21 protein-coding genes are annotated in these 22,825 nt (G+C 60.4%); 14 read left to right on the top strand and 7 right to left on the bottom strand.

All coding sequences use genetic code 11. The features are described from left to right. The first annotated feature begins 146 nt into the window (after positions 1–146). Positions 147–1,436 carry a citrate synthase gene (gltA, locus tag PF1751_RS08900; RefSeq protein ID WP_003204440.1) on the top strand — a complete coding sequence of 430 codons (1,290 nt, stop codon included), beginning with the start codon at positions 147–149 and terminating at the stop codon, positions 1,434–1,436. A 303-nt stretch (positions 1,437–1,739) separates the two neighbouring features. Here the strand turns inward: gltA and PF1751_RS08895 are convergent, their stop codons facing one another. From PF1751_RS08895 to PF1751_RS08885, 3 genes are all read right to left on the bottom strand, one after another. Further along, positions 1,740–3,398 (bottom strand): cation acetate symporter, encoded by a 1,659-nt coding sequence (locus PF1751_RS08895; RefSeq protein WP_010211744.1) that lies wholly within the window; start codon positions 3,396–3,398, stop codon positions 1,740–1,742. Then, positions 3,395–3,706: a DUF485 domain-containing protein gene (locus tag PF1751_RS08890; protein WP_010211745.1), complete on the bottom strand. Its 312-nt coding sequence runs from the start codon at positions 3,704–3,706 to the stop codon at positions 3,395–3,397. The genes PF1751_RS08895 and PF1751_RS08890 overlap by 4 nt, the downstream gene beginning before the upstream one ends. A gap of 255 nt (positions 3,707–3,961) precedes the next feature. After that, positions 3,962–4,813, bottom strand: coding sequence for a glycine betaine ABC transporter substrate-binding protein (locus PF1751_RS08885; RefSeq protein ID WP_044286888.1), 852 nt, complete (start codon positions 4,811–4,813; stop codon positions 3,962–3,964). 332 nt (positions 4,814–5,145) lie between these two features. On the opposite strand from PF1751_RS08885, the gene PF1751_RS08880 reads away from it, so the two are divergent. Next, positions 5,146–6,699 carry a glycoside hydrolase family 17 protein gene (locus tag PF1751_RS08880; RefSeq protein WP_044286886.1) on the top strand — a complete coding sequence of 518 codons (1,554 nt, stop codon included), beginning with the start codon at positions 5,146–5,148 and terminating at the stop codon, positions 6,697–6,699. Between the two features lie 65 nt (positions 6,700–6,764). Here the strand turns inward: PF1751_RS08880 and PF1751_RS08875 are convergent, their stop codons facing one another. Beyond that, positions 6,765–7,133: a hypothetical protein gene (locus PF1751_RS08875; protein WP_010211750.1), complete on the bottom strand. Its 369-nt coding sequence runs from the start codon at positions 7,131–7,133 to the stop codon at positions 6,765–6,767. Positions 7,134–7,369: 236 nt separating this feature from the next. Between PF1751_RS08875 and PF1751_RS08870 the strand changes: the two genes are divergently transcribed. Both PF1751_RS08870 and PF1751_RS08865 read left to right on the top strand, forming a co-directional pair. Beyond that, entirely contained in the window at positions 7,370–8,668 is a 1,299-nt protein-coding gene (locus tag PF1751_RS08870) for a serine protein kinase PrkA (protein WP_010211752.1), read from the top strand. Then, on the top strand, positions 8,661–9,449 hold the full coding sequence (locus tag PF1751_RS08865) for an MlaA family lipoprotein (protein ID WP_010211753.1): 789 nt from the start codon (positions 8,661–8,663) through the stop codon (positions 9,447–9,449). The genes PF1751_RS08870 and PF1751_RS08865 overlap by 8 nt, the downstream gene beginning before the upstream one ends. Before the next feature lie 50 nt (positions 9,450–9,499). Here the strand turns inward: PF1751_RS08865 and PF1751_RS08860 are convergent, their stop codons facing one another. Beyond that, positions 9,500–10,414 (bottom strand): DUF808 domain-containing protein, encoded by a 915-nt coding sequence (locus tag PF1751_RS08860; protein WP_042570804.1) that lies wholly within the window; start codon positions 10,412–10,414, stop codon positions 9,500–9,502. A 134-nt stretch (positions 10,415–10,548) separates the two neighbouring features. On the opposite strand from PF1751_RS08860, the gene PF1751_RS08855 reads away from it, so the two are divergent. Both PF1751_RS08855 and PF1751_RS08850 read left to right on the top strand, forming a co-directional pair. Continuing rightward, positions 10,549–11,154 (top strand): TetR/AcrR family transcriptional regulator, encoded by a 606-nt coding sequence (locus PF1751_RS08855; protein ID WP_010211756.1) that lies wholly within the window; start codon positions 10,549–10,551, stop codon positions 11,152–11,154. A gap of 148 nt (positions 11,155–11,302) precedes the next feature. Next, positions 11,303–11,761, top strand: coding sequence for an REP-associated tyrosine transposase (locus PF1751_RS08850; protein ID WP_010211757.1), 459 nt, complete (start codon positions 11,303–11,305; stop codon positions 11,759–11,761). Between the two features lie 134 nt (positions 11,762–11,895). Here the strand turns inward: PF1751_RS08850 and PF1751_RS08845 are convergent, their stop codons facing one another. Next, positions 11,896–12,336: a GlcG/HbpS family heme-binding protein gene (locus tag PF1751_RS08845; protein WP_044286883.1), complete on the bottom strand. Its 441-nt coding sequence runs from the start codon at positions 12,334–12,336 to the stop codon at positions 11,896–11,898. Positions 12,337–12,592: 256 nt separating this feature from the next. Between PF1751_RS08845 and gcl the strand changes: the two genes are divergently transcribed. The 8 genes from gcl (at position 12,593) to PF1751_RS08805 (ending at position 22,064) form a co-directional block, all read left to right on the top strand. After that, entirely contained in the window at positions 12,593–14,368 is a 1,776-nt protein-coding gene (gene gcl / locus PF1751_RS08840) for a glyoxylate carboligase (RefSeq protein ID WP_038453017.1), read from the top strand. Between the two features lie 10 nt (positions 14,369–14,378). Beyond that, a complete protein-coding gene (gene hyi, locus PF1751_RS08835; protein WP_010211763.1) occupies positions 14,379–15,161 on the top strand; it encodes a hydroxypyruvate isomerase in 783 nt (260 codons plus the stop codon). A gap of 165 nt (positions 15,162–15,326) precedes the next feature. Further along, entirely contained in the window at positions 15,327–16,217 is an 891-nt protein-coding gene (locus PF1751_RS08830; protein WP_010211764.1) for a 2-hydroxy-3-oxopropionate reductase, read from the top strand. A gap of 189 nt (positions 16,218–16,406) precedes the next feature. Beyond that, on the top strand, positions 16,407–17,687 hold the full coding sequence (locus PF1751_RS08825; protein ID WP_044286882.1) for a glycerate kinase type-2 family protein: 1,281 nt from the start codon (positions 16,407–16,409) through the stop codon (positions 17,685–17,687). Continuing rightward, positions 17,677–19,092: a pyruvate kinase gene (gene pyk / locus PF1751_RS08820; RefSeq protein ID WP_044286879.1), complete on the top strand. Its 1,416-nt coding sequence runs from the start codon at positions 17,677–17,679 to the stop codon at positions 19,090–19,092. Before PF1751_RS08825 ends, pyk begins: the two co-directional genes overlap by 11 nt. Positions 19,093–19,222: 130 nt before the next feature. Next, on the top strand, positions 19,223–20,098 hold the full coding sequence (locus PF1751_RS08815; protein WP_010211768.1) for an urea transporter: 876 nt from the start codon (positions 19,223–19,225) through the stop codon (positions 20,096–20,098). Positions 20,099–20,129: 31 nt separating this feature from the next. Continuing rightward, on the top strand, positions 20,130–20,954 hold the full coding sequence (locus PF1751_RS08810; protein WP_010211769.1) for an ion transporter: 825 nt from the start codon (positions 20,130–20,132) through the stop codon (positions 20,952–20,954). A 105-nt stretch (positions 20,955–21,059) separates the two neighbouring features. Next, entirely contained in the window at positions 21,060–22,064 is a 1,005-nt protein-coding gene (locus PF1751_RS08805) for a sulfate ABC transporter substrate-binding protein (RefSeq protein WP_010211770.1), read from the top strand. Between the two features lie 129 nt (positions 22,065–22,193). Here the strand turns inward: PF1751_RS08805 and PF1751_RS08800 are convergent, their stop codons facing one another. Further along, positions 22,194–22,808 (bottom strand): DUF5666 domain-containing protein, encoded by a 615-nt coding sequence (locus PF1751_RS08800; protein ID WP_021492218.1) that lies wholly within the window; start codon positions 22,806–22,808, stop codon positions 22,194–22,196. Positions 22,809–22,825: the final 17 nt, after the last annotated feature.

Here is a 22,825-nt window from a genome sequence, read left to right as displayed (position 1 = left end):
GGCAGTCAATTTCGAGGAAAAAGTACGGTTAAAGCCTTCTGCTGCAAGACTTTAGGCAAATTGACATCTGGATTTATATCAATATAGTGGTGCGGGCCCTGCGTGGGGGGTCTGTCTGATGATTTGAAGCATAAATAGGAGGCCACATGGCTGACAAAAAAGCGCAGTTGATCATCGAGGGCGCAGCCCCCGTCGAGCTGCCCATTTTAACCGGCACCGTTGGTCCCGATGTTATCGACGTACGGGGCCTGACGGCCACGGGCCGTTTCACATTCGACCCAGGCTTCATGTCGACCGCCTCTTGCGAGTCGAAGATCACCTACATCGATGGTGATAATGGCATTTTGCTGCATCGCGGCTACCCGATCGAGCAACTGGCCGAGAAATCGGACTATCTGGAAACCTGCTACCTGCTGCTAAATGGCGAATTGCCAACAGCCGAGCAGAAAGCCCAGTTTGTCAGCACCGTGAAGAACCACACCATGGTTCACGAGCAGTTGAAGACCTTCTTCAACGGCTTCCGTCGCGACGCCCACCCGATGGCCGTCATGTGCGGCGTGGTCGGCGCCCTGTCGGCCTTCTATCACGACTCCCTCGACATCAATAACCCGCAGCATCGCGAAATCTCCGCGATCCGCCTGGTTGCCAAGATGCCGACCCTGGCCGCAATGGTTTACAAGTACTCCATGGGCCAACCCATGATGTACCCGCGCAACGACCTGACGTACGCGGAAAACTTCCTGCACATGATGTTCAACACGCCGTGCGAGATCAAACCGATCAGCCCGGTGCTGGCCAAGGCCATGGACCGGATCTTCATCCTCCATGCCGACCACGAACAGAACGCCTCCACCTCTACCGTCCGCCTGGCAGGCTCTTCGGGTGCCAACCCGTTCGCCTGTATCGCCGCCGGTATCGCCGCACTGTGGGGCCCTGCCCACGGCGGTGCGAACGAAGCCGTATTGACCATGCTCGATGAAATCGGCGATGTCTCGAACATCGACAAGTTCATCGCCAAGGCCAAGGACAAGAACGATCCGTTCAAGTTGATGGGCTTCGGTCACCGGGTCTACAAGAACCGCGACCCGCGCGCCACCGTGATGAAGCAGACCTGCGACGAAGTGTTGAAGGAACTGGGCATCAAGAACGATCCGCAACTCGAACTGGCCATGCGCCTGGAAGAGATCGCCCTGACCGACCCGTACTTCATCGAACGCTCGCTGTACCCGAACGTCGACTTCTACTCGGGGATCATCCTCAAGGCGATCGGCATTCCAACCAGCATGTTCACCGTGATCTTCGCCCTTGCGCGGACCGTGGGCTGGATCTCCCACTGGAAAGAAATGCTCTCCAGCCCGTACAAGATTGGCCGCCCACGCCAGCTGTACACCGGCTACGAGTCGCGTGACATCACCCAGTTGGAAGATCGCAAGTAAGCATTCAACCGCTTAGTTGCACTGAATAAGGCCTCCTCTGGAGGCCTTATTTGTTTCTGCCAGCACCGACCTCCGCAGGCGTTGGCTTGCCAGCGATGAGGCCCACAAGCATAGCTCCAGGTTCAAGGAGGGCTATCGTCGGCAAGCCGGCCACTAGAATGGATCGTGGTTGACCCAGCCAAGGTGAAGGCACTTTTATTGATACAGGATTTGAGAAACAGTTTTGTGGAATCCGTTACCAATAAAAGCAAAAAAATGCCCCGATCTCACGACCGGGGCATTTTTTTGTAGCGGTTACAGCGGTTAGTGGCTAACAGCCCCACTCGACCCCAGGCCAGTCTGCGAACGCACAAACTGCGGGAAGTACAGCGCACGTTCTTTCTCTGCCGCCGACGACTTGTCGGTGATGGAGAAGAACCAGATGCCGACGAACGCAATGATCATCGAGAACAGCGCCGGGTACTCATAAGGGAAGATGGCTTTTTCATGGTGCAGGATCGACACCCAGATGGTCGGGCCCAGCACCATCAGGCCAACGGCACTGACCAGCCCCAGCCAACCACCAATCATCGCACCACGGGTGGTGAGGTTTTTCCAGTACATGGAAAGCAGCAACACCGGGAAGTTACAACTGGCAGCAATGGAGAACGCCAGGCCGACCATGAACGCAATGTTCTGGCTTTCGAACAGGATACCCAGGCCGATAGCCAAGACGCCCAAGGCAATCGTGGTGATCTTCGAGACGCGAATCTCGTCCTTGTCGTTGGCCTTGCCTTTCTTGATCACGCTGGCGTACAGGTCATGGGACACCGCCGAAGCACCGGCCAGGGTCAGACCGGCAACCACCGCGAGAATGGTGGCGAAGGCCACGGCCGAGATGAAGCCCAGGAAGATACTGCCACCCACCGCGTTGGCCAGGTGCACTGCCGCCATGTTGTTGCCGCCCATCAAGGCGCCTGCTGCATCCTTGAACGCCGGATTGGTGCTGACCAGCAGGATCGCGCCAAAGCCGATGATGAAGGTCAGGATGTAGAAGTAACCGATGAAACCTGTGGCGTAGAACACGCTCTTGCGCGCTTCTTTAGCGTCGCTGACGGTGAAGAAGCGCATCAGGATGTGTGGCAGGCCAGCCGTACCGAACATCAACGCAAGCCCGAGGGAGAACGCTGAAATCGGGTCTTTCACCAAGCCGCCGGGGCTCATGATCGCCTCACCTTTAGGGTGAACCTTGATCGCCTCGGAGAACAGGGCATTGAAGTCGAAGTTGACATGCTTCATCACCATCAGCGCCATGAACGAGGCCCCCGACAGCAACAGCACGGCCTTGATGATTTGTACCCAAGTGGTCGCCAGCATGCCGCCGAACAGCACATAGAGCACCATCAGGATACCCACCAGGATCACCGCTACATGGTAGTCCAGGCCGAACAGCAGTTGAATCAGCTTGCCCGCACCAACCATCTGCGCGATCAGGTAGAACGCCACCACCACCAGCGAACCACAAGCCGACAGGCTGCGGATCTGGGTCTGGCCCAAGCGATAGGACGCCACGTCGGCAAAGGTGTACTTGCCCAGGTTACGCAGGCGCTCGGCGATCAGGAACAGAATGATCGGCCAGCCCACCAGGAAGCCGATCGAATAGATCAGGCCGTCATAACCGGAGGTGTAGACCAGCGCGGAAATCCCCAGGAAGGACGCCGCCGACATGTAGTCACCGGCAATCGCCAGGCCGTTCTGGAAACCGGTGATCTTGCCGCCGGCCGCGTAGTAGTCGGCTGCCGACTTGTTGCGCTTGGAGGCCCAATAGGTGATGCACAGGGTGGCGCCGACAAACACGACGAACATCACGATGGCCGAAACGTTCAGGGGTTGCTTGTGCACTTCACCGGTCAATGCGTCCGCCGCCCAAACGGCTGGAGCAAAGATCGAAGCACCCAATATTGCCAGTAGACGCCGGATCATTGCGCAGCCTCCTTGAGAATCGCATTGTTCAGGTCGTCAAACTCGCCATTGGCCCGACGCACATAGATGCCGGTCAGGACGAAAGCGGACACAATCAGCCCGACGCCCAGGGGAATGCCCCAGGTGATCGACGAACCGGGGCTGATCTTGGCCCCCAGTAATTGTGGCCCATAGGCGATCAACAGGATGAAAGCGGAGTAAAGCCCTAGCATGATCGCCGAGAGAATCCAGGCGAACCTTTCCCTTTTTCTCACCAGCTCCTTGAAACGCGGGCTGTTTTGAATCGAGAGGTAAATGCTGTCGTTCATTGTTTTTATCCTCGCAGCACAGCTTTTTTATTATTGGAACGTATCCACTGTATGCGGCTGCGGAACAGGTTCCAGACGACCTTAGTATTAGAGGGAGTGTAGCGAGGGTTTGCGCGAGCACAGGAAGATTTGCGAGGCGTGAAATTAATGTGGGAGGGGGGCTTGCCCCCGATGGCGGAGCGTCAGTCAAAAACACTCTGACTGGACCATCGCCATCGGGGGCAAGCCCCCTCCCACAGGGTTGTAACTGGGGTTCTACTTACCGACCCATTCGGCGACACGCTCAGGGTGCTTGGCAACCCAGTCCTTGGCCGCGGCATCAGGCTTGGCGCCTTCTTGAATCGCCAGCATCACTTCGCCGATTTCGTCCTTGGAGGACCACTGGAATTTCTTCAGGAAGGCCGCGACTTCCGGCGCTTTCTTCTCCAGGCCTTTGCTGCCGATGCTGTTGACGGTTTCAGCAGCGCCATAAATTCCTTTTGGATCGTCCAGGAAACGCAGTTTCCACTTGGCGAACATCCAGTGTGGCACCCAACCGGTGACCGCAATGGACTCCTGTTTGTCTTCGGCACGGGTCAACTCGGCGATCATTGCCGCGCCCGAACTGGCTTGCAGTTTGTAATCGAGGCCGTACTGCTTGATGGCTTCGTCGGTCTTGAGCATCACGCCCGAACCGGCGTCGATACCGACGATTTTGTTCTTGAAGGTGGTGTCGGTCTTGAGGTCTTCGATGGACTTGGCCTTGACGTACTCCGGCACGATCAGGCCGATCTTCGCGTCTTTGAAGTTGGGGCCGTAGTCGACCACCTTGTCCTTGTTCTTGGCCCAGTACTCGCCGTGGGTGACGGGCAGCCAGGCGGAGAGCATGGCGTCGAGCTTACCGGTGGCCACGCCCTGCCACATGATCCCGGTGGCGACGGCTTGCAGTTTCACGTCATAACCGAGCTTGGACTTGATCACTTCTGCCGCCACGTGGGTGGTGGCCACGCTGTCGGACCAGCCATCCACATAGCCGATGCTCAGGGTCTTGCTGTCGGCGCTGGCCAGTGTGGAGCTCATCGCAACTACCAGAGTGGCAGCTGCGCCCAAGAGTCGTCGCATCTTCATAGTACTTCCCCGAAAGTGCTGCGCCCGGCGAATGCCGAGCGACGTCAACCTGTTGTTATGTGGTGCACCGCGCCCCCTTCACGCGCATCGATCACGGTAGTGCGCCGTCAGCGGAGTACTGACACCTCGATCATCAACCTGCCCGGGTGTTCGACCTGCTCTGTCAACGACATCCTGCAAGCAAGGAACGACATCACATCGCCAGTAGGATGTTTTGTAGGACCCTGCGTCAAAATCCCGCCTGAACTTTGCATGTCAAAATTATGCATCCCCACTGAGAAGGGGAAAATCCGGGTAAGATGCGCGCCTTTGCTCCTCCAGATAAGCCGACCATGCCTGCGACTGCCCGCTTCCCTGCCCTGCCCTATTGCTTCGCCTTGATCCTCGGCCTGCTGGCCCTCTTTGCTTATTGGTATGGCCTCGGCCGGCCCGTCGTGCTGCCCGATGTCGCCAGCGCCACGCACAAGATGCAGTGCGCGTCCTATACCCCGTTCGATAAGGATCAATCGCCGTTCGACCAGCCGTTCGCCCTGCGCCCCGAACGCATGGACGCCGACCTTGCCCTGCTTGCCACCCGCTTCGAGTGCATTCGCACCTATTCCATGACCGGCCTGGAAGCCTTGCCGGACATGGCGCGCAAGCATGGACTGAAGGTGATGGCCGGGGCCTGGGTGAGCAGCGACCCGGTAGCGACCGCAAAGGAAATCGACGAACTGATCGCCTCGGCCAACGCCCACCCGGATGTGGTCACCGCCGTGATCGTCGGCAACGAAGCGCTGCTGCGCAAGGAAGTCACCGCCGCACAGCTGGTGAAGCTGATCAAGACCGTCAAAAGCCAGATCAAGCAGCCGGTGACCTACGCGGATGTGTGGGAGTTCTGGCTGCAACACCCGGAAATCGCCCCGGCGGTGGATTTCCTCACTATCCACCTGTTGCCGTACTGGGAAGATGATCCATCGGGCATCGATCAGGCCCTCAAGCACGTGGGCGATGTGCGCCAGACCTTCGGCAACAAGTTTGCACCCAAGGACATCTTGATCGGTGAAACCGGCTGGCCAAGCGAAGGCCGCCAGCGCGAGACCGCCGTACCGAGCCGGGTCAATGAGGCCAAGTTCATGCGCGGTTTTGTAGCCATGGCTGAGGCGAATGGCTGGCACTACAACCTGATTGAAGCCTTTGACCAACCCTGGAAACGTGCGAGCGAAGGCGCCGTGGGCGGTTACTGGGGCCTGTTCGATGCGGATCGCCAGGACAAGGGCATCCTCGCCGGGGCGGTGACCAACGTGCCGTACTGGCCGCTATGGCTGGGCGTCGGCGGGATTATCCTGTTGGGCACTCTGGTGCTGGGGGGGCGTGTACGCAGCCCGCGTGCCGCTATTGCCCTGCCGCTGTTGGGTGCAGTGGCGGCTTGCTCCATCGGCACCTGGGCCGAGCTGACCCGCGTGACGGCGCGCTTTAATGATGAATGGGTGTGGGCGGGGTTGCTGCTGGTGTTGAACCTGCTGGTGCTGGCTCACGCGGCATTGGCGTTGAGCGCACGGGAAGGTTGGCGTGAGCGGGCATTCGACTGGCTGGAGCAGCGCGCAGGCTGGCTGGTGGCGATTGCCGGGTTCGCGGGTGCGGTGATGATGCTGACGTTGGTGTTTGATCCGCGCTATCGCAGCTTCCCAAGCGCGGCGCTGCTGTTGCCAGCCTTGGTGTACCTGGTGCGACCGGTGACGGGACCGCGTCGGGAGATTGCGCTGCTGGCCTTTATCATCGGTGCTGGCGTTGCGCCACAACTGTACCGTGAAGGCTTGCTGAACCAGCAGGCGTGGGGCTGGGCCGTGGTCAGCCTGCTCATGGTTGCAGCCTTGTGGCGTTGCCTGCGGGTGCGCAAGGCTTAAGACCGCTTTCGCGAGCAAGTCGAAGCGTCGAACCGCCGCTTCGACTTGCCTGCGAAGAGGTTCTATCAAGCAGCCCGAGGCTTCCTGACCAACCGCAACCCCGCAATCACCACCGCAAACACCGCAAACGTGGTGTTGTACAACGCCAGCGCCGGCAGGCCGAACACCATCCCCAGCACCGCCAACCCCCACCCCGCCCGCCCCGGCACGAAAAACGCCAGCACCGACGTGATCAACGCCGCCCAGCCCAACACCTTGAAGTGAATCATCAACCCCAGGTTTGAACGCAGCTGGCATTCCCAGCGGCTGGCCTCATCCGCGCAGATCCCCACCCACTGGCCATCTTCCATAAAGCCGTAGCGTGCGCCATAACTGGCGGCCAGCCACAGCGGCAGGGCAATTAGCAGCAGTATCAACGGAAAACGATGGGACATTGGGGGCACTCCAATAGGCAAAAACGGCGCTCAGCTTAATGCGCCAGAGGCCGTTGGCAAGGCGCATACACACAATTAATTTTTACCTATACGTGTCAACGTGTATCGTCTGGCTACTATTACCCCGATTCCGCCTTTTTTCCGACATTTCGTGCCGCGTGATGGCACTTCGGCGAGTGGACGGCGGTCATAGCCTGCGAACTTCATTAAGTACGTTTCCTCCTAGGGATTAAGTCATGCTCCGTTCCTTGCGCTGCGCTGCCTTGCTGGGCAGCCTTTTTTTGAGTGCGTCAGCACTGGCCGTCGATATCGACCAGGCCACCTATGGCTTCCCTTTGACGAATCCGTTCGAAGCGACCATCGCCACTACCCCGCCTGACCTTCGGCCGAAATTGCCGAGCGATGACGAGATCAACCAGTCCGACTACACCCTGAACATGCGCCCCGAGCGCGAGTTCAGCCTGCCGGACAACTTCTGGGCGGTGAAGAAACTCACCTACCGCATCGCCAAACAGGATCGCGCCGCGCCGTTGATCTTCCTGATCGCGGGCACCGGTGCGCGGTTTGACAGCAGCATCAACGAATACCTTAAAAAGCTGTATTACCAAGCCGGCTACCACGTGGTGCAACTGTCGTCGCCCACCAGCTTCGACTTCATCAGCGCCGCCTCGCGCTTCGCCACCCCGGGTATCACCCAGGAAGACGCCGAAGACATGTACCGCGTGATGCAAGCCGTGCGTGCGCAGAACGCTTCGCTGCCGGTGACCGACTTCTACCTCACCGGCTACAGCCTCGGCGCGCTGGATGCGGCGTTCGTCAGCAAGCTCGACGAGACCCGTCGCAGCTTCAACTTCAAGAAAGTCTTGCTGCTCAACCCGCCGGTCAACCTCTACACCTCGATCACCAACCTCGACAAGCTGGTGCAGACCGAGGTGAAAGGCATCAACAACACCACCACCTTCTATGAATTGGTGCTGAGCAAGCTGACCCGCTACTTCCAGCAAAAGGGCTACATCGACCTGAACGATGCCCTGCTCTACGACTTCCAGCAATCCAAGCAGCACCTGACCAACGAACAAATGGCCATGCTGATCGGTACCTCGTTCCGCTTCTCGGCGGCCGACATCGCCTTCACTTCGGACCTGATCAACCGCCGCGGCCTGATCATCCCGCCGAAGTACCCGATCACCGAAGGCACCAGCCTGACGCCGTTCCTCAAGCGTGCGCTGCAGTGCGACTTCGATTGCTACCTCACCGAACAAGTGATTCCGATGTGGCGCGCCCGCTCCGACGGCGGCAGCCTGTTGCAACTGGTTGACCAAGTCAGCCTGTACGCCCTCAAGGACTACCTGCACACCAACCCGAAGATCGCCGTGATGCACAACGCCGACGACGTGATTCTTGGCCCAGGCGACCTCGGCTTCCTGCGTAAAACCTTCGGCGATCGCTTGACCGTCTACCCCCTGGGCGGCCATTGCGGCAACCTCAATTACCGCGTCAACGCCGACGCCATGCTGGAGTTCTTCCGTGGCTAAATATCTTCTGCTGCTTGCCGCCTTGATGTGCGCAGGCGTGGCCAATGCCGACAACAGCAAGGCCCATGAGCCGGTCAATGTCGACGCCGATGGGTTCAAGGAACCGCTGACCAAACTCAAGTTCAACCCGGGCCTGGATCAGCGTGAGTTCGAGCGTTCGTCGCTCACTGCACTCAACGTGTATGACCCGCTGGAGTCGTGGAACCGTCGCGTGTACCACTTCAACTACCGCTTCGACCAATGGGTGTTCCTGCCGGTGGTCAACGGCTACACCTACGTGACGCCCAGCTTCCTGCGCACCGGCGTGAGCAACTTCTTCAACAACCTGGGCGATGTGCCCAACCTGTTGAACAGCCTGCTGCAGCTCAAAGGCCATCGCTCCCTGGAAACCACCGGCCGCCTGCTGGTCAACACCACCATCGGCATCGCCGGCCTGTGGGACCCGGCTACCGCCATGGGCCTGCCACGCCAGAGCGAAGACTTTGGCCAGACCCTGGGGTTCTACGGCGTGCCAGGCGGTGCGTACCTGGTGCTACCGATCTTTGGCCCGTCGAACCTGCGCGACACCGGCGGCCTGATCGTCGACTACGGCGCGGAAACCCAGATCAACTTCCTCAACGTGTCGGAAGTCAGCTCCAACCACCCGGAAATCTGGGCGTTGCGTGCGGTAGACAAGCGTTACCAGACCAGCTTTCGGTATGGCCAGATGAACTCGCCGTTCGAGTATGAGAAGGTGCGGTACATCTATACGGAATCACGCAAGTTGCAGATTGCCGAGTAAACGCCCACAAAAAAGGCCATTCGATTGAATGGCCTTTTTTTATTGCGCGATCAAGCCTTCGCGGTGTTCCAGAGCTTGCCCACCCCGCTGACCACCGCCAGCACCACCGCGCCGGCGATGATCCCCGCCACGCCATTGAGCAACGTCGGCACCAACCACGCCATCCCGCCAGCACTCTGGCTGACCGTCTCGATCCAGTGATGCACCACCGGCACGCCGTGGGTAAGGATCCCGCCACCCACCAGGAACATCGCCGCCGTACCGATCACCGACAGGCTCTTCATCATGTAAGGCGCCGCGCGCAGGATAGCGCCACCGATACTGCGCGCCGCCTGGCCAGGCTTCTGGGTGAGCCACAGGCCCAGGTCATCCAGCTTGACGATACCGGCCACCAGCCCGTAGACGCCCACGGTCATGACGATGGCGATACCGGACAGTACGATCACCTGCTGCGTCAATGGCGCATCGGCCACGGTGCCGAGGGTAATGGCGATGATCTCGGCCGAAAGGATGAAATCAGTGCGAATGGCGCCTTTGATCTTGTCCTTTTCAAAGGCCACCAGGTCGATGGCCGGATCGGCCACAGCCTTGACCAATTGCGCATGTTCGGCGTGGTCTTCGACCTTGCTGTGTAGGAACTTGTGCGCGAGTTTCTCGAAACCTTCGAAACACAGGTAGGCCCCGCCAAGCATCAGCAGCGGCGTCACCGCCCACGGCGCAAACGCACTGATCAACAAGGCGGTTGGCACCAGGATCAACTTGTTGACGAAGGAACCCTTGGCCACCGCCCACACCACGGGAATTTCCCGCTCGGCGCGCACCCCGGAGACCTGTTGGGCATTGAGCGCCAAGTCATCACCCAGCACGCCGGCGGTCTTTTTCGCCGCCATTTTCGTCATCAGGGCAACGTCATCGAGTACTGCGGCGATATCGTCGATCAACACCAACAAACTGCTTCCTGCCATGAATCGGGCTTCCATTAGAGAGGGATGGACCGAGCATAGCGCGGCGCAACGCTTTATGGGCACATTGTTGAGGCGCGCGGATGGCCGGTGCTACCATGCGCAACCGCCTGTACTGGCAAGGAAACCTCTGGTTCATGAGCACCATTCGCGAGCGCAACAAAGAAAAAATCCTGCGGGCGGCCAGCGAGGAGTTTGCCGACAAGGGCTTCGCCGCGACCAAAACCAGCGACATCGCCGCCAAGGCCGGGCTGCCCAAGCCCAACGTCTATTACTACTTCAAGTCCAAGGACAACCTCTACCGCGAGGTGCTCGAAAGCATTATCGAGCCGATCCTGGCTGCTTCCACGCCGTTCAACCCGGACGGCGAGCCCTCGGTGGTCCTGAGCAACTACATCCGTTCCAAGATCCGCATCTCCCGCGACCTGCCCTTCGCCTCCAAAGTGTTCGCCAGTGAAATCATGCACGGCGCGCCGCACCTCAGTGCGGACCAGGTCGAGCAGCTCAACGCCCAGGCCAAGCACAATATCGCGTGCATCCAAAGCTGGGTGGATCGTGGCCTGATTGCGCCGATTGACCCCAATCACTTGATGTTCAGCATCTGGGCGGCGACGCAGACCTATGCGGATTTTGATTGGCAGATCTCGGCGGTAACCGGGAAGGCCAAGCTGGATGAGGCGGATTATGAGGCGGCGGCGCAAACGATTATCAGACTGGTGCTCAAGGGGTGTGAGCCGGACTGACATAAATAGCAAGAACACTGCCACCCCCCTGTGGGAGCGGGCTTGCTCGCGAAAGCGCCCTCCCAGACACATCCTGCCAAAAGCCTGCCGATCGGCATTAACTAGCTGATCTAGCCTCTCAGAACTCCATCTGAAGAGAGGCTAAGGAATGCCTGATCCAGCCAAATCACACCGCCTGCGCATCGGGCGGTTTAGCGAACCCAGCCGTATCTATCTGATTACCACCAACACTCACGAACGTGCGCCGATATTCAGTGATTTTCATCTAGGCCGTTTGGTCGTCTGGCAATTCAGGCTTGCCCAGTCTCAAGGACTGGCAAACTCGCTGGCGTGGGTGGTGATGCCAGATCATTTCCACTGGCTGGTCGAGCTACAAAAAGGCTCGCTGGGGGATCTGATGTGCCAAGTGAAATCCAAGAGCACTCGAAGCGTGAACGGTGCTACTGGTCGCAAAGGTAGGCTTTGGCAAACCAGCTTTCATGATCGCGCGCTGCGCAAGGAAGATGATCTGGTCAAAATGGCCAGGTATGTGGTGGCCAATCCCCTACGGGCGGGACTGGTGGAGCGGATTGGCGACTATCCGTTGTGGGACGCGATTTGGTTGTAGAGTCGATACCGAGTTGCCCTCTTCGCGAGCAAGCCCGCTCCCACATTTGACCGTATTCACCCATATAAATGTGTGAACCCAATTGAGTGTGGGAGCGGGCTTGCTCGCGAAGGGGACCTATCAGTCACCTCAAATCAGGCCGACACCCCCGCATCCGCCATCAACCCCACCCCCTCGATCGCCGTAATCGCGCACTGCTCATCAATATCCGACGTATCCCCGCTGATTCCAATCGCCCCCAGCACCACGCCCTCCTGACTCCGAATCAACACCCCGCCCGGCGCGGGCACCACGCTGCCCTGCCCCAGGCTATTCAACGCCGCGATAAACGCCGGGCGCTGCTGCGCGTCCAGCGCCAGCAGACGTGAGCCCTTGCCCAGGGCGATCGCGCCCCAGGCCTTGCCGATGGCGATCTGCGGGCGCAGCAGGCTGGCGCCATCTTCGCGTTGCAGGGTGACCAGATGGCCGCCGCTGTCGAGCACGGCGATGGTCAGCGGTGCGGCTGAGATGGTGCGCCCGGCGCTGAGGGCCTGGCTGGCCAGTTGGGTGGCGAGTTTCAAGGTTAAAGCGCTCATGGTGCCGTCCTTCTTTTGTTATTGGGAAAGCGGTGGAGGTCTGAATGATCAGATGCTCGATCAAACAAATAGAACACAATGACTTTTAGTTTTGTATACAATATTTTCGCACAAAGGCTCCATACGTCGAAAAAAGCTGTTCCGACGAACGTAAAGACCCGTGCATAAAATGCATTGACCTGCGCCGCTCGCCGTGAATACACTTTGACCAGACACCACTTGTATACAATTACAAAACGCAAGAGGCACCAAAATTATGAGCAAAATGAGAGCAATCGAAGCCGCTGTCCTGGTGATGCGCCGCGAAGGTGTGGACACCGCCTTCGGCATCCCGGGCGCCGCGATCAACCCGCTGTATTCGGCCTTGCAGAAGGTGGGTGGCATCGATCACGTCCTTGCTCGCCACGTTGAAGGCGCCTCCCACATGGCCGAGGGTTACACCCGCACCAAGGCCGGCAATATCGGCGTGTGCATCGGCACCTCAGGCCCGGCGGGCACTGACATGGTCACCGGCCTGTACAGCGCCTCGGCCGACTCAATCCCGATCCTGTGCATTACCGGCCAGGCACCCCGCGCCCGCATGCACAAGGAAGACTTCCAGGCCGTGGACATCACCAGCATCGTCAAGCCGGTGACGAAGTGGGCGACCACCGTCCTCGAACCCGGCCAAGTGCCGTACGCCTTCCAAAAAGCCTTCTACGAAATGCGCTCCGGCCGCCCGGGCCCCGTGCTGATCGACCTGCCGTTCGACGTGCAGATGGCCGAGATCGAATTCGACATCGACGCCTACCAGCCACTCCCCCTGGCCAAGCCACTGGCAACCCGCGTGCAGGTGGAAAAAGCCCTGGCGCTGCTGGACAAGGCTGAACGCCCACTGCTGGTGAGCGGTGGGGGCGTGATCAACGCCGACGCCAGCGAGCTGCTGGTTGAATTCGCTGAACTGACCGGCATCCCGGTGATTCCGACCCTGATGGGCTGGGGCACCATTCCGGACGATCACCCACAGATGGTCGGCATGGTCGGTTTGCAGACGTCCCACCGTTATGGCAACGCGACGATGCTCAAGTCGGACGTGGTGCTGGGCATCGGTAACCGCTGGGCCAACCGCCACACCGGCTCGGTGGAGGTGTACACCGAGGGTCGCACGTTCATTCACGTCGACATCGAGCCGACGCAGATCGGCCGCGTTTTCACCCCGGACCTGGGCATCGTCTCCGACGCCGGCTCCGCCCTGACGATGTTCATTGAAGTGGCCCGCGAGTGGAAAGCCGCCGGCAAGTTGAAGGACCGCAGCGCCTGGCTGAACGACTGCCAGCAACGCAAAGCCACCCTGCACCGCAAGACTCACTTCGACAACGTGCCAGTCAAGCCACAGCGCGTTTACGAAGAAATGAACCAGGTGTTCGGCAAAGACACCTGCTACGTCAGCACCATCGGCTTATCGCAAATTGCCGGCGCGCAATTCCTGCACGTGTACAAGCCGCGGCATTGGATCAACTGCGGCCAGGCCGGCCCGTTGGGTTGGACCATTCCCGCCGCGCTCGGCGTGGTCAAGGCTGACCCGAGCCGCAAGGTGGTGGCACTGTCGGGCGACTATGACTTCCAGTTCATGATCGAAGAACTGGCCGTGGGCGCGCAGTTCAAGCTGCCATACATCCACGTGGTGGTGAACAATTCCTACCTCGGTCTGATCCGCCAGGCCCAGCGCGGGTTTGAAATGGACTACTGCGTGCAGCTGTCCTTTGACAACCTCAACGCCCCGGAACTCAACGGCTATGGTGTAGACCACGTCGCCGTCGCCGAAGGCCTGGGTTGCAAGGCCCTGCGCGTATTCGAACCAAGCCAGATCGCGCCGGCCCTGCGTCGCGCCGAGGAGATGATCGAAGAATTCAAGGTTCCAGTGATCGTTGAGATTATTCTGGAGCGCGTCACCAATATTTCCATGGGCACCGAGATCAACGCCGTCAACGAATTCGAAGATCTGGCACTGGTCGGCAACGATGCGCCGACTGCCATTTCCCTGCTCGATTAAGGAGAACCTTATGCCGCGTTTCGCCGCCAACCTGTCCATGCTGTTTACCGAACAGGACTTTCTTGCCCGTTTCAAAGCGGCCGCCGATGCGGGCTTCGAAGGTGTCGAGTACCTGTTCCCCTATGAGTTCAGCTCTGCCGAAATCAAGGCGCAACTTGACGCCCACGGCCTGACCCAGGTGCTGTTCAACCTGCCGGCCGGCGACTGGGCCAAGGGCGAACGCGGCCTGGCGTGCCACCCCGACCGGGTCGAGGAGTTTCGTGCCGGGGTCAAGCTGGCGATCGCCTACGCCCAAGTGCTGGGCAACACCCAGATCAACTGCCTGGCAGGCATCCGGCCACAAGGCATTGACGACGAGATCCTGGAAAAGACCTTCGTCGCCAACCTCAAGTACGCCGCCGAAAAACTGCAAGCCGTGGGCATCAAGCTGGTGATGGAAGCGATCAACACCCGTGACATCCCAGGCTTCTATCTGAACAACACGGCGCAAGCCCTGTCGATTCGCGAACAGGTGGGCAGCGACAACCTGTTCCTGCAATACGACATCTACCACATGCAAATCATGGAAGGCGATCTGGCCCGCACCATGGCCGCGCACCTGGGTGAGATCAACCACATCCAGCTGGCGGATAACCCAGGGCGCAACGAGCCGGGCACCGGCGAGATCAACTACCGCTTCCTGTTCGAACATTTGGACCGCATCGGCTACACGGGTTGGGTCGGCTGTGAATACAAGCCGTTGACCACCACCGAAGCCGGTTTGGGTTGGCTCAAAACCCACAACGCGATCTAACAGACACAACACAAACCCCAAATGTGGGAGCGGGCTTGCTCGCGAAAGCGGTGTATCAGTCGACGCCAATGTTGAATGAAATACCTTCGCGAGCAAGCCCGCTCCCACATTGGACCTGCGGCGTTTGACAGGTCGCTACATACCGAATAACAAGAGGCTTTTCTCATGGCAAAAATCGGATTTATCGGCACCGGCATCATGGGTCAACCCATGGCCGCCAACCTGCAGAAAGCAGGTCACCAACTGTTCCTCTCCGAGCACCACGGCAAGGCTGCGCAGGCCCTGGTCGACGCGGGCGCCGTGGCCTTGGCCAACCCTCAGCAAGTGGCGCAGGAGGCCGAGTTCATCATCGTGATGGTGCCGGACACCCCGCAGGTCGACGACGTGCTGTTCCGCAAAGACGGCGTCGCGGCGGGCCTGTCGCCGAACAAAGTCGTGATCGACATGAGCTCGATCTCCCCCACCGCCACCAAGGCGTTCGCAGCAAAGATCAACGAAACCGGCGCGCAGTACCTGGATGCACCGGTGTCCGGCGGTGAGGTCGGTGCCAAGGCCGGCACCCTGAGCATCATGATCGGCGGCGAACCGCAGACCTTCGAACGCGCCCTGCCGCTATTCCAGGCCATGGGCAAGAACATCACCCTGGTGGGCGGCAATGGTGATGGGCAGACCGCCAAGGTCGCCAACCAGATCATCGTGGCGCTGAATATCCAGGCGGTGGCCGAAGCGCTGCTGTTCGCCTCCAAGAACGGCGCCGACCCGGCCAAGGTGCGTGAAGCGCTGATGGGCGGGTTCGCTTCGTCGAAAATCCTTGAGGTGCATGGCGAGCGCATGATCAAGGGCACCTTCGACCCGGGCTTCCGTATCAACCTGCACCAGAAAGACCTCAACCTGGCCCTGGCCGGTGCCAAGGAATTGGGGATCAACCTGCCGAACACCGCCGGTACGCAGCAAGTCTTCAGCACCTGCACCGCGATTGGCGGCGGTAACTGGGACCACTCGGCGCTGATCAAGGGCCTGGAACATATGGCGAATTTCTCGATTCGCGATAAATAACCCCGCTTCACCGCACCTTTGAAATTCGGTCGAGTGTGGGAGCGGGCTTGCTCGCGAAAGAGGTCGATCAGTCAGCATGGATGTTGGATGTCAGACCGCATTCGCGAGCAAGCCCGCTCCCACATTTGATCGCATTCCGATCCGAAACGTGATGCACCTCTAATAACAAGAATCCCCGGGAGCCCGCTTATGTCGGTCGATCCGCAACACCTGCTTCGCGAGCTGTTTGCCACAGCCATCGACGCCGCCCACCCCCGGCAAGTCCTTGAACCCTACCTGCCCGCCGACCGCAGCGGTCGTGTGATCGTGATCGGCGCTGGCAAAGCGGCTGCCGCCATGGCCCTGGTCGTGGAAAACGTCTGGCAGGGTGAAGTCACCGGCCTGGTCGTGACCCGCTACGGGCACGGCGCGCCGTGCCAGAAAATCGAAGTCGTCGAAGCCGCTCACCCGGTGCCCGATGCCGCCGGCCTGGCCGTGGCCCAGCGCGTGCTGGCACTGATCAGCAACCTGACGGAGCACGACCGCGTTATCTTCCTGTTGTCCGGCGGTGGCTCTGCCCTGCTGGCGCTGCCCGCCGAGGGCATCACCCTGGCCGACAAACAGGCCATCAACAAAGCCCTGCTCAAATCCGGTGCCACCATTGGCGAGATGAATTGCGTGCGCAAGCACCTGTCGGCCATCAAAGGCGGTCGATTGGCGAAAGCGGCATGGCCGGCCACTGTATACACCTACGCGATTTCCGACGTGCCGGGCGACCAGGCCACGGTGATCGCCTCCGGCCCGACGGTCGGAGACCCCAGCACCTCGCAACAAGCCCTGGCGATCCTCAAGCGCTACAACATCGACGCCCCCGCTTCGGTGCGCAGCTGGTTGCAAAACCCCGCCTCGGAAACCGTCAAGCCCGGCGACCCGGTGCTCGCCCGTAGCCACTTCCAATTGATCGCCCGCCCCCAGCAATCCCTGGAGGCAGTCGCCGTAAAAGTGCGCCAGGCCGGGTTCAGTCCATTAATCCTCGGCGACCTGGAAGGCGAAGCGCGGGACGTGGCTAAAGTGCACGCCGGCATCGCCCGACAGATCGTGCAACACGGCCAGCCGCTGGCAGCGCCGTGCGTGATTCTCTCCGGCGGCGAAACCACCGTGACGGTACATGGCAATGGTCGTGGCGGACGCAATGCAGAGTTCCTGCTGAGCCTCACCGACAGCCTAAAGGGCCTGCCCGGCGCGTACGCCCTGGCCGGTGACACCGACGGCATCGACGGCTCGGAAGACAACGCCGGCGCCATCATGACGCCGTGCAGTTATTCGCGCGCCGAAGCCCTCGGCCTGTCGGCCAGCGACGAGCTGGATAACAACAACGGCTACGGCTATTTCGCCGCCCTCGACGGTTTGATCATCACCGAGCCCACGCGCACCAACGTCAACGACTTCCGCGCCATCCTGATCCTTGAGACTGCCAAACATGACGCCTGACAAGAAGGTCAAAATCCTCGCCACCCTGGGCCCGGCCACCGACGGTATCGACGACATCCGCGAGCTGGTGGAAGCTGGCGTGAACATCTTCCGGCTCAATTTCAGCCACGGCGACCACGCCGACCACGCCCAGCGCTACCAGTGGATTCGCCAGGTCGAGCGTCAGCTGAATTACCCGCTGGGTATCCTCATGGACCTGCAAGGGCCGAAGCTGCGGGTCGGGCGCTTTGCCGAGGGCAAGGTGCAACTGGTGCGTGGCCAGGCATTGCGCCTGGACCTGGACGAAACACCGGGCGACCAGCGTCGGGTCAACCTGCCCCACCCGGAAATCATCGCGGCGCTGGAACCCGGCATGGACCTGCTGCTGGACGATGGCAAGCTGCGCCTGCGGGTCATCACCAAACATGCCGACGCCATCGACACCACCGTACTGAACGGCGGCGAATTGTCTGACCGCAAAGGCGTGAACGTCCCACAAGCCCTGCTGGAGCTCAGCCCATTGACCACCAAGGATCGGCGCGATTTGAGCTTCGGCCTGGAGCTGGGCGTGGACTGGGTGGCACTGTCGTTCGTACAGCGCCCGGAAGATATCCGCGAAGCCCGCGAGCTGATCGGCGACAAGGCCTTCCTGATGGCCAAGATCGAGAAGCCCTCGGCCGTGCAGCGCCTGCAGGAAATCGCCGAACTGAGCGACGCGATCATGGTGGCCAGAGGCGACCTGGGCGTGGAAGTGCCCGCCGAGAGTGTGCCGCAGATCCAGAAAGACATCATCAGTACCTGCCGCCAACTGGGCAAACCGGTGGTGGTGGCGACCCAGATGCTGGAGTCGATGCGCTTCTCACCGGCTCCGACCCGCGCCGAAGTCACCGATGTCGCCAATGCCGTGGCCGAAGGCGCGGACGCGGTGATGCTGTCGGCGGAAACCGCATCCGGCGAATACCCGCTGGAAGCCGTGCAGATGATGAGCAAGATCATCCGCCAGGTGGAGAACGGCCCGGATTACCAGGCTCAGCTCGACGTCAGTCGACCGAAGGCGGATGCCACCGTATCGGACGCCATCAGCTGCGCAATCCGCCGCATCAGCAGCATCCTGCCGGTGGCAGTGCTGGTGAACTACAGCGAGTCGGGCAGTTCCAGTCTGCGCGCGGCGCGGGAACGGCCGGTGTCGCCGATCCTCAACCTCACGCCGAACCTGTCCACGGCGCGGCGGTTGAGCGTGGCGTGGGGCGTGCATTCGGTGGTCAATGACAGGCTGCGCCAAGTAGACGAGGTGTGTTCCACGGCGCTGGAGATTGCCCAGGCGCAGGGGATGGCGGAGCGTGGGGATACCTTGGTGATTACGGCGGGGGTGCCGTTCGGGCAGCCGGGGTCGACGAACTCATTGCGTATCGAGACGTTGATTTAGCGTCTGTAAGGGCCTCATCGCGGGCAAGCCCGCTCCCACATTTGATCGATGTTCGACATGAAAACTCGGTCAACTGTGGGAGCTGGCTTGCCTGCGATAAGGGCAACTCGGCCTGATTGAATGACCCCAAATGCACAACCCAACCTGTCCCGACTGGGCCGAAGCCCTGCTTAACGGCTTCAGCCAGATCTTCCTGCAGCGCCAGCCGCTGTGTGGCCTGCTGTGCCTGCTGGCGATCCTGATCGGCGCGCCGACCTTGCTTGGCGGCGCGCTGCTGGGAGGCCTGGCGGGGTTGCTCACGGCCCAGCGCCGGGGCTATCCCAAGGCCGAACGCCAGGCAGGGCTGTACAGCTACAACGGCGTGTTGCTGGGGTTGTTGATCAGCCAGCACTTCGCCTGGTCAGCCGTGTTGCCGCCGCTGATCCTGGCGTGCGGTGGCTTGAGTGCGATCCTGACGCGGCAATGGTTGAAACGCGCCACTCAGCCCAGTGATTTGCCCGCCTACACCGCACCGTTTGTCGGCCTGGGTTGGTTGCTGCTGGGCACCGTGCCGGAGCGCGCATTTGCCCTGAACGTACCCGACGCCTCGGCCATCTTCACCGCGCCTTTTACCGGGCTCGCCCAAATCATGCTGCTGGACCAGCCTGTGGCCGGCGCCTTGATTGCGTTGGGCCTGTGGTTGGCCAACCGCCGCGCGGCCACCTGGGCGTTGATCGGCGCCAGTGTCGGCGTACTGATCGCGCTGTGGCTGGACGAACCCGCCACTGCCCTCCTTGGCCTGCACAGCTACAACCCGGCGCTGGCTGCCGTGGCGTTGAGCCAAATACGTCGCCAACCCTGGCTGCCGCTGCTCGGCATCCTGCTGGCGATCACCCTCACCCCAGGCTTTGCCGCCCTGCATCTGCCTGCGTTGACCGCGCCGTTCATCCTCGCCTGCTGGCTGGTGCGCGCTGGCGCTCGGGTGCTGCGCAAACCCCGCATGGACAGGCCCTTCGAATCCCCCTAGGCTTGCTCGATATTCGTTTCAGGCGGGATTTATGGACAGCAATAACGACTGGCGCCAGCGGCTCTACGTCATGGTTTTTCAAAGTGACACGGTCGCCGGGCGGCGCTTTGACGGCATCTTGCTGCTGATCATCCTCGCCAGCCTGGTGATCGTGATGCTCGACAGCATCGACCAGATACACCAGAACTACGCCGATGTGCTGGCCTATATCGAATGGGGCTTCACGCTGATCTTCCTGATCGAATACGGGTTGCGCCTGTATTGCTCGCCCAAGCCGTTACGCTATGCCTTCAGCTTTTATGGGCTGGTGGACTTGCTGGCCATCGTGCCCGGCATCCTCGCGCTGTATTACAGCGATGCGCAGTACCTGCTGATCATCCGCATCATCCGAATGCTGCGGATCTTCCGCGTGCTCAAGCTCAGCCCCTACCTCAAGCAGGCCAACTACCTGATGTCGGCGTTGCGGGGCAGCAAGCAGAAGATCGTGGTGTTCCTGGTCAGCGTGTGCACGCTGGTCACGGTGTTCGGCACCTTGATGTACGTGATCGAAGGTCCGGAGCACGGCTTTACCAGCATCCCCAAGGGCATCTACTGGGCCATCGTGACCCTGACCACCGTGGGCTTTGGCGACATTGTGCCGAAGACGCCGTTGGGCCAGGTGATTTCATCGCTGGTGATGATCACCGGTTATTCGATCATCGCCGTGCCCACCGGGATTTTTACCGCTGAACTGGCGAGCGCAATGCGGGGCGAACAGCTGCAAACCGACTGCCCGGTGTGCAAGAAGAACAGCCATGAGCCAAATGCCGCCTTCTGCTCGCGCTGCGGGAGCAACCTTTTCCATAAAGTGGAATAAGCAAAGTACGTTTTAATCTTTAAGCGTCTATGCGGCGCCAGCTATAGTCGCTGGCAAATTGCCCCTACTCAATTGACAACCGTCTCGAACAACAAGGAATGAGCAGTGAAAAAACTCGTTAGCGCCTCTCTCCTGGCCGCCGGCCTTGCCCTGGCGGGCGCCGTCCAGGCCGCACCCGTCACACTGCTCAACGTCTCCTACGACGTAATGCGCGATTTCTACAAGGACTACAACGCCGCTTTCCAGAAGCACTGGGAAGCCGAACACCCGAACGACAAGCTGACCCTGCAGATGTCCTTCGGTGGTTCCAGCAAACAAGCGCGCTCGGTGATCGACGGCCTGCCGGCTGACGTGATCACCATGAACATGGCCACCGACATCAACGCCCTGGTCGACAATGGAAAGCTGGTGCCGGACAACTGGGTCACTCGCCTGCCGAACAACAGCGCGCCGTTTACTTCCGCCACGGTCTTCATCGTGCGCAAAGGCAACCCAAAAGCCCTGAAGGACTGGCCGGACCTGTTGAAAGACGGCGTGCAGGTGATCGTGCCCAACCCGAAAACCTCGGGTAACGGCCGCTACACCTACCTGTCGGCCTGGGGCTATGTGCTGAAGAACGGCGGCGATGAAAACAAGGCCAAGGCCTTTGTCGGCAAGCTATTCAAACAGGCACCGGTGCTGGATACCGGTGGCCGTGCGGCCACCACCACCTTCATGACCAACCAGATCGGCGACGTGCTGGTGACGTTCGAGAACGAGGCGGAAATGATCGCCCGTGAATTCGGTCGCGATCAGTTCGAAGTGGTCTATCCAAGCGTCTCCGCCGAAGCCGAGCCACCGGTGTCGGTGGTCGACAAGGTGGTCGAGAAGAAAGGCACCCGCGTGGCCGCCGAAGACTACCTGAAGTACCTGTGGTCGCCGGAAGGTCAGGAAATCGCGGCGAACAACTACCTGCGTCCACGTGACCCGAAAGTGCTGGCCAAATACACTGACCGCTTCCCGAAAGTCGACTTCCTGTCGGTAGAGAAGACCTTTGGTGACTGGCGCACGGTGCAGAAGACCCACTTTAATGATGGTGGGGTGTTTGATCAGGTTTACTCGGGTCAATAACTGACGCAACGCACTAAACCTGTGTGAGCGGGCTTGCTCGCGGATGCGGTGTATCAGCCAACTGATTCAGTGACTGATACTCCCCATTCGCGAGCAAGCCCGCTCCCACATTGGGTTCTGCGCCAGACTTTACATCGGTGGTGTCACGCCATCCTTGCCGGCTGAGATAGCCTGGGCAGTGATGATCCCATCCGCCCCCTGCGCCGCAAACATCACCACCTTCACCCCTGGCTTGAGCAAGCTGCGATCGCCAGGTTCCAGGTTGACGATCGGCACATCCTCCGGCACCACGATCTTCTGTTCGCCGCCTTTGTATTTCACCGTCAACGTCCGCCCGTTGCTGACCACCAGGTCGCCGACGGTGCCGTTGGTCATGCTGCTGCCTTCCTTCAAGTCAAACGCGCGATGCCCGTCGCCCGTGCCGGCCATGGCCGGTGGGAACACGTGCACTTCCAGCGCCGTCAGGCTGCCATCGGCGTTGGGCATGGCGGCGGAGCCAATGTAGCTGCCCGGCTTGATCTCATCGATCTTGGCCAGGGTGACCGCGCGCACCTGAGTGCTTGGGGTCAGGTGCACGATGACGTCCTCGCCGCTGTTGACCTTGACGTGCATCGCGTCGCCCTCCATCGCCGTGATGGCGCCGCGTACGCCCACCCGCGGGACATCCTCGGCCTGGGCCAGGCCCACGGCCATGGCGGCGGCAAGCGTGGAAGCCAGGAGCATCTTGTTCAATGTGATTTTCATGACCTTCAATTTCCTGT

Source organism: Pseudomonas simiae (assembly GCF_000934565.1).
In the GTDB taxonomy this organism is placed as follows: domain Bacteria; phylum Pseudomonadota; class Gammaproteobacteria; order Pseudomonadales; family Pseudomonadaceae; genus Aquipseudomonas; species Aquipseudomonas simiae.
Note: the sequence above shows the minus strand (reverse complement) of the source record. Positions and strands in the feature narration are given on the sequence as shown.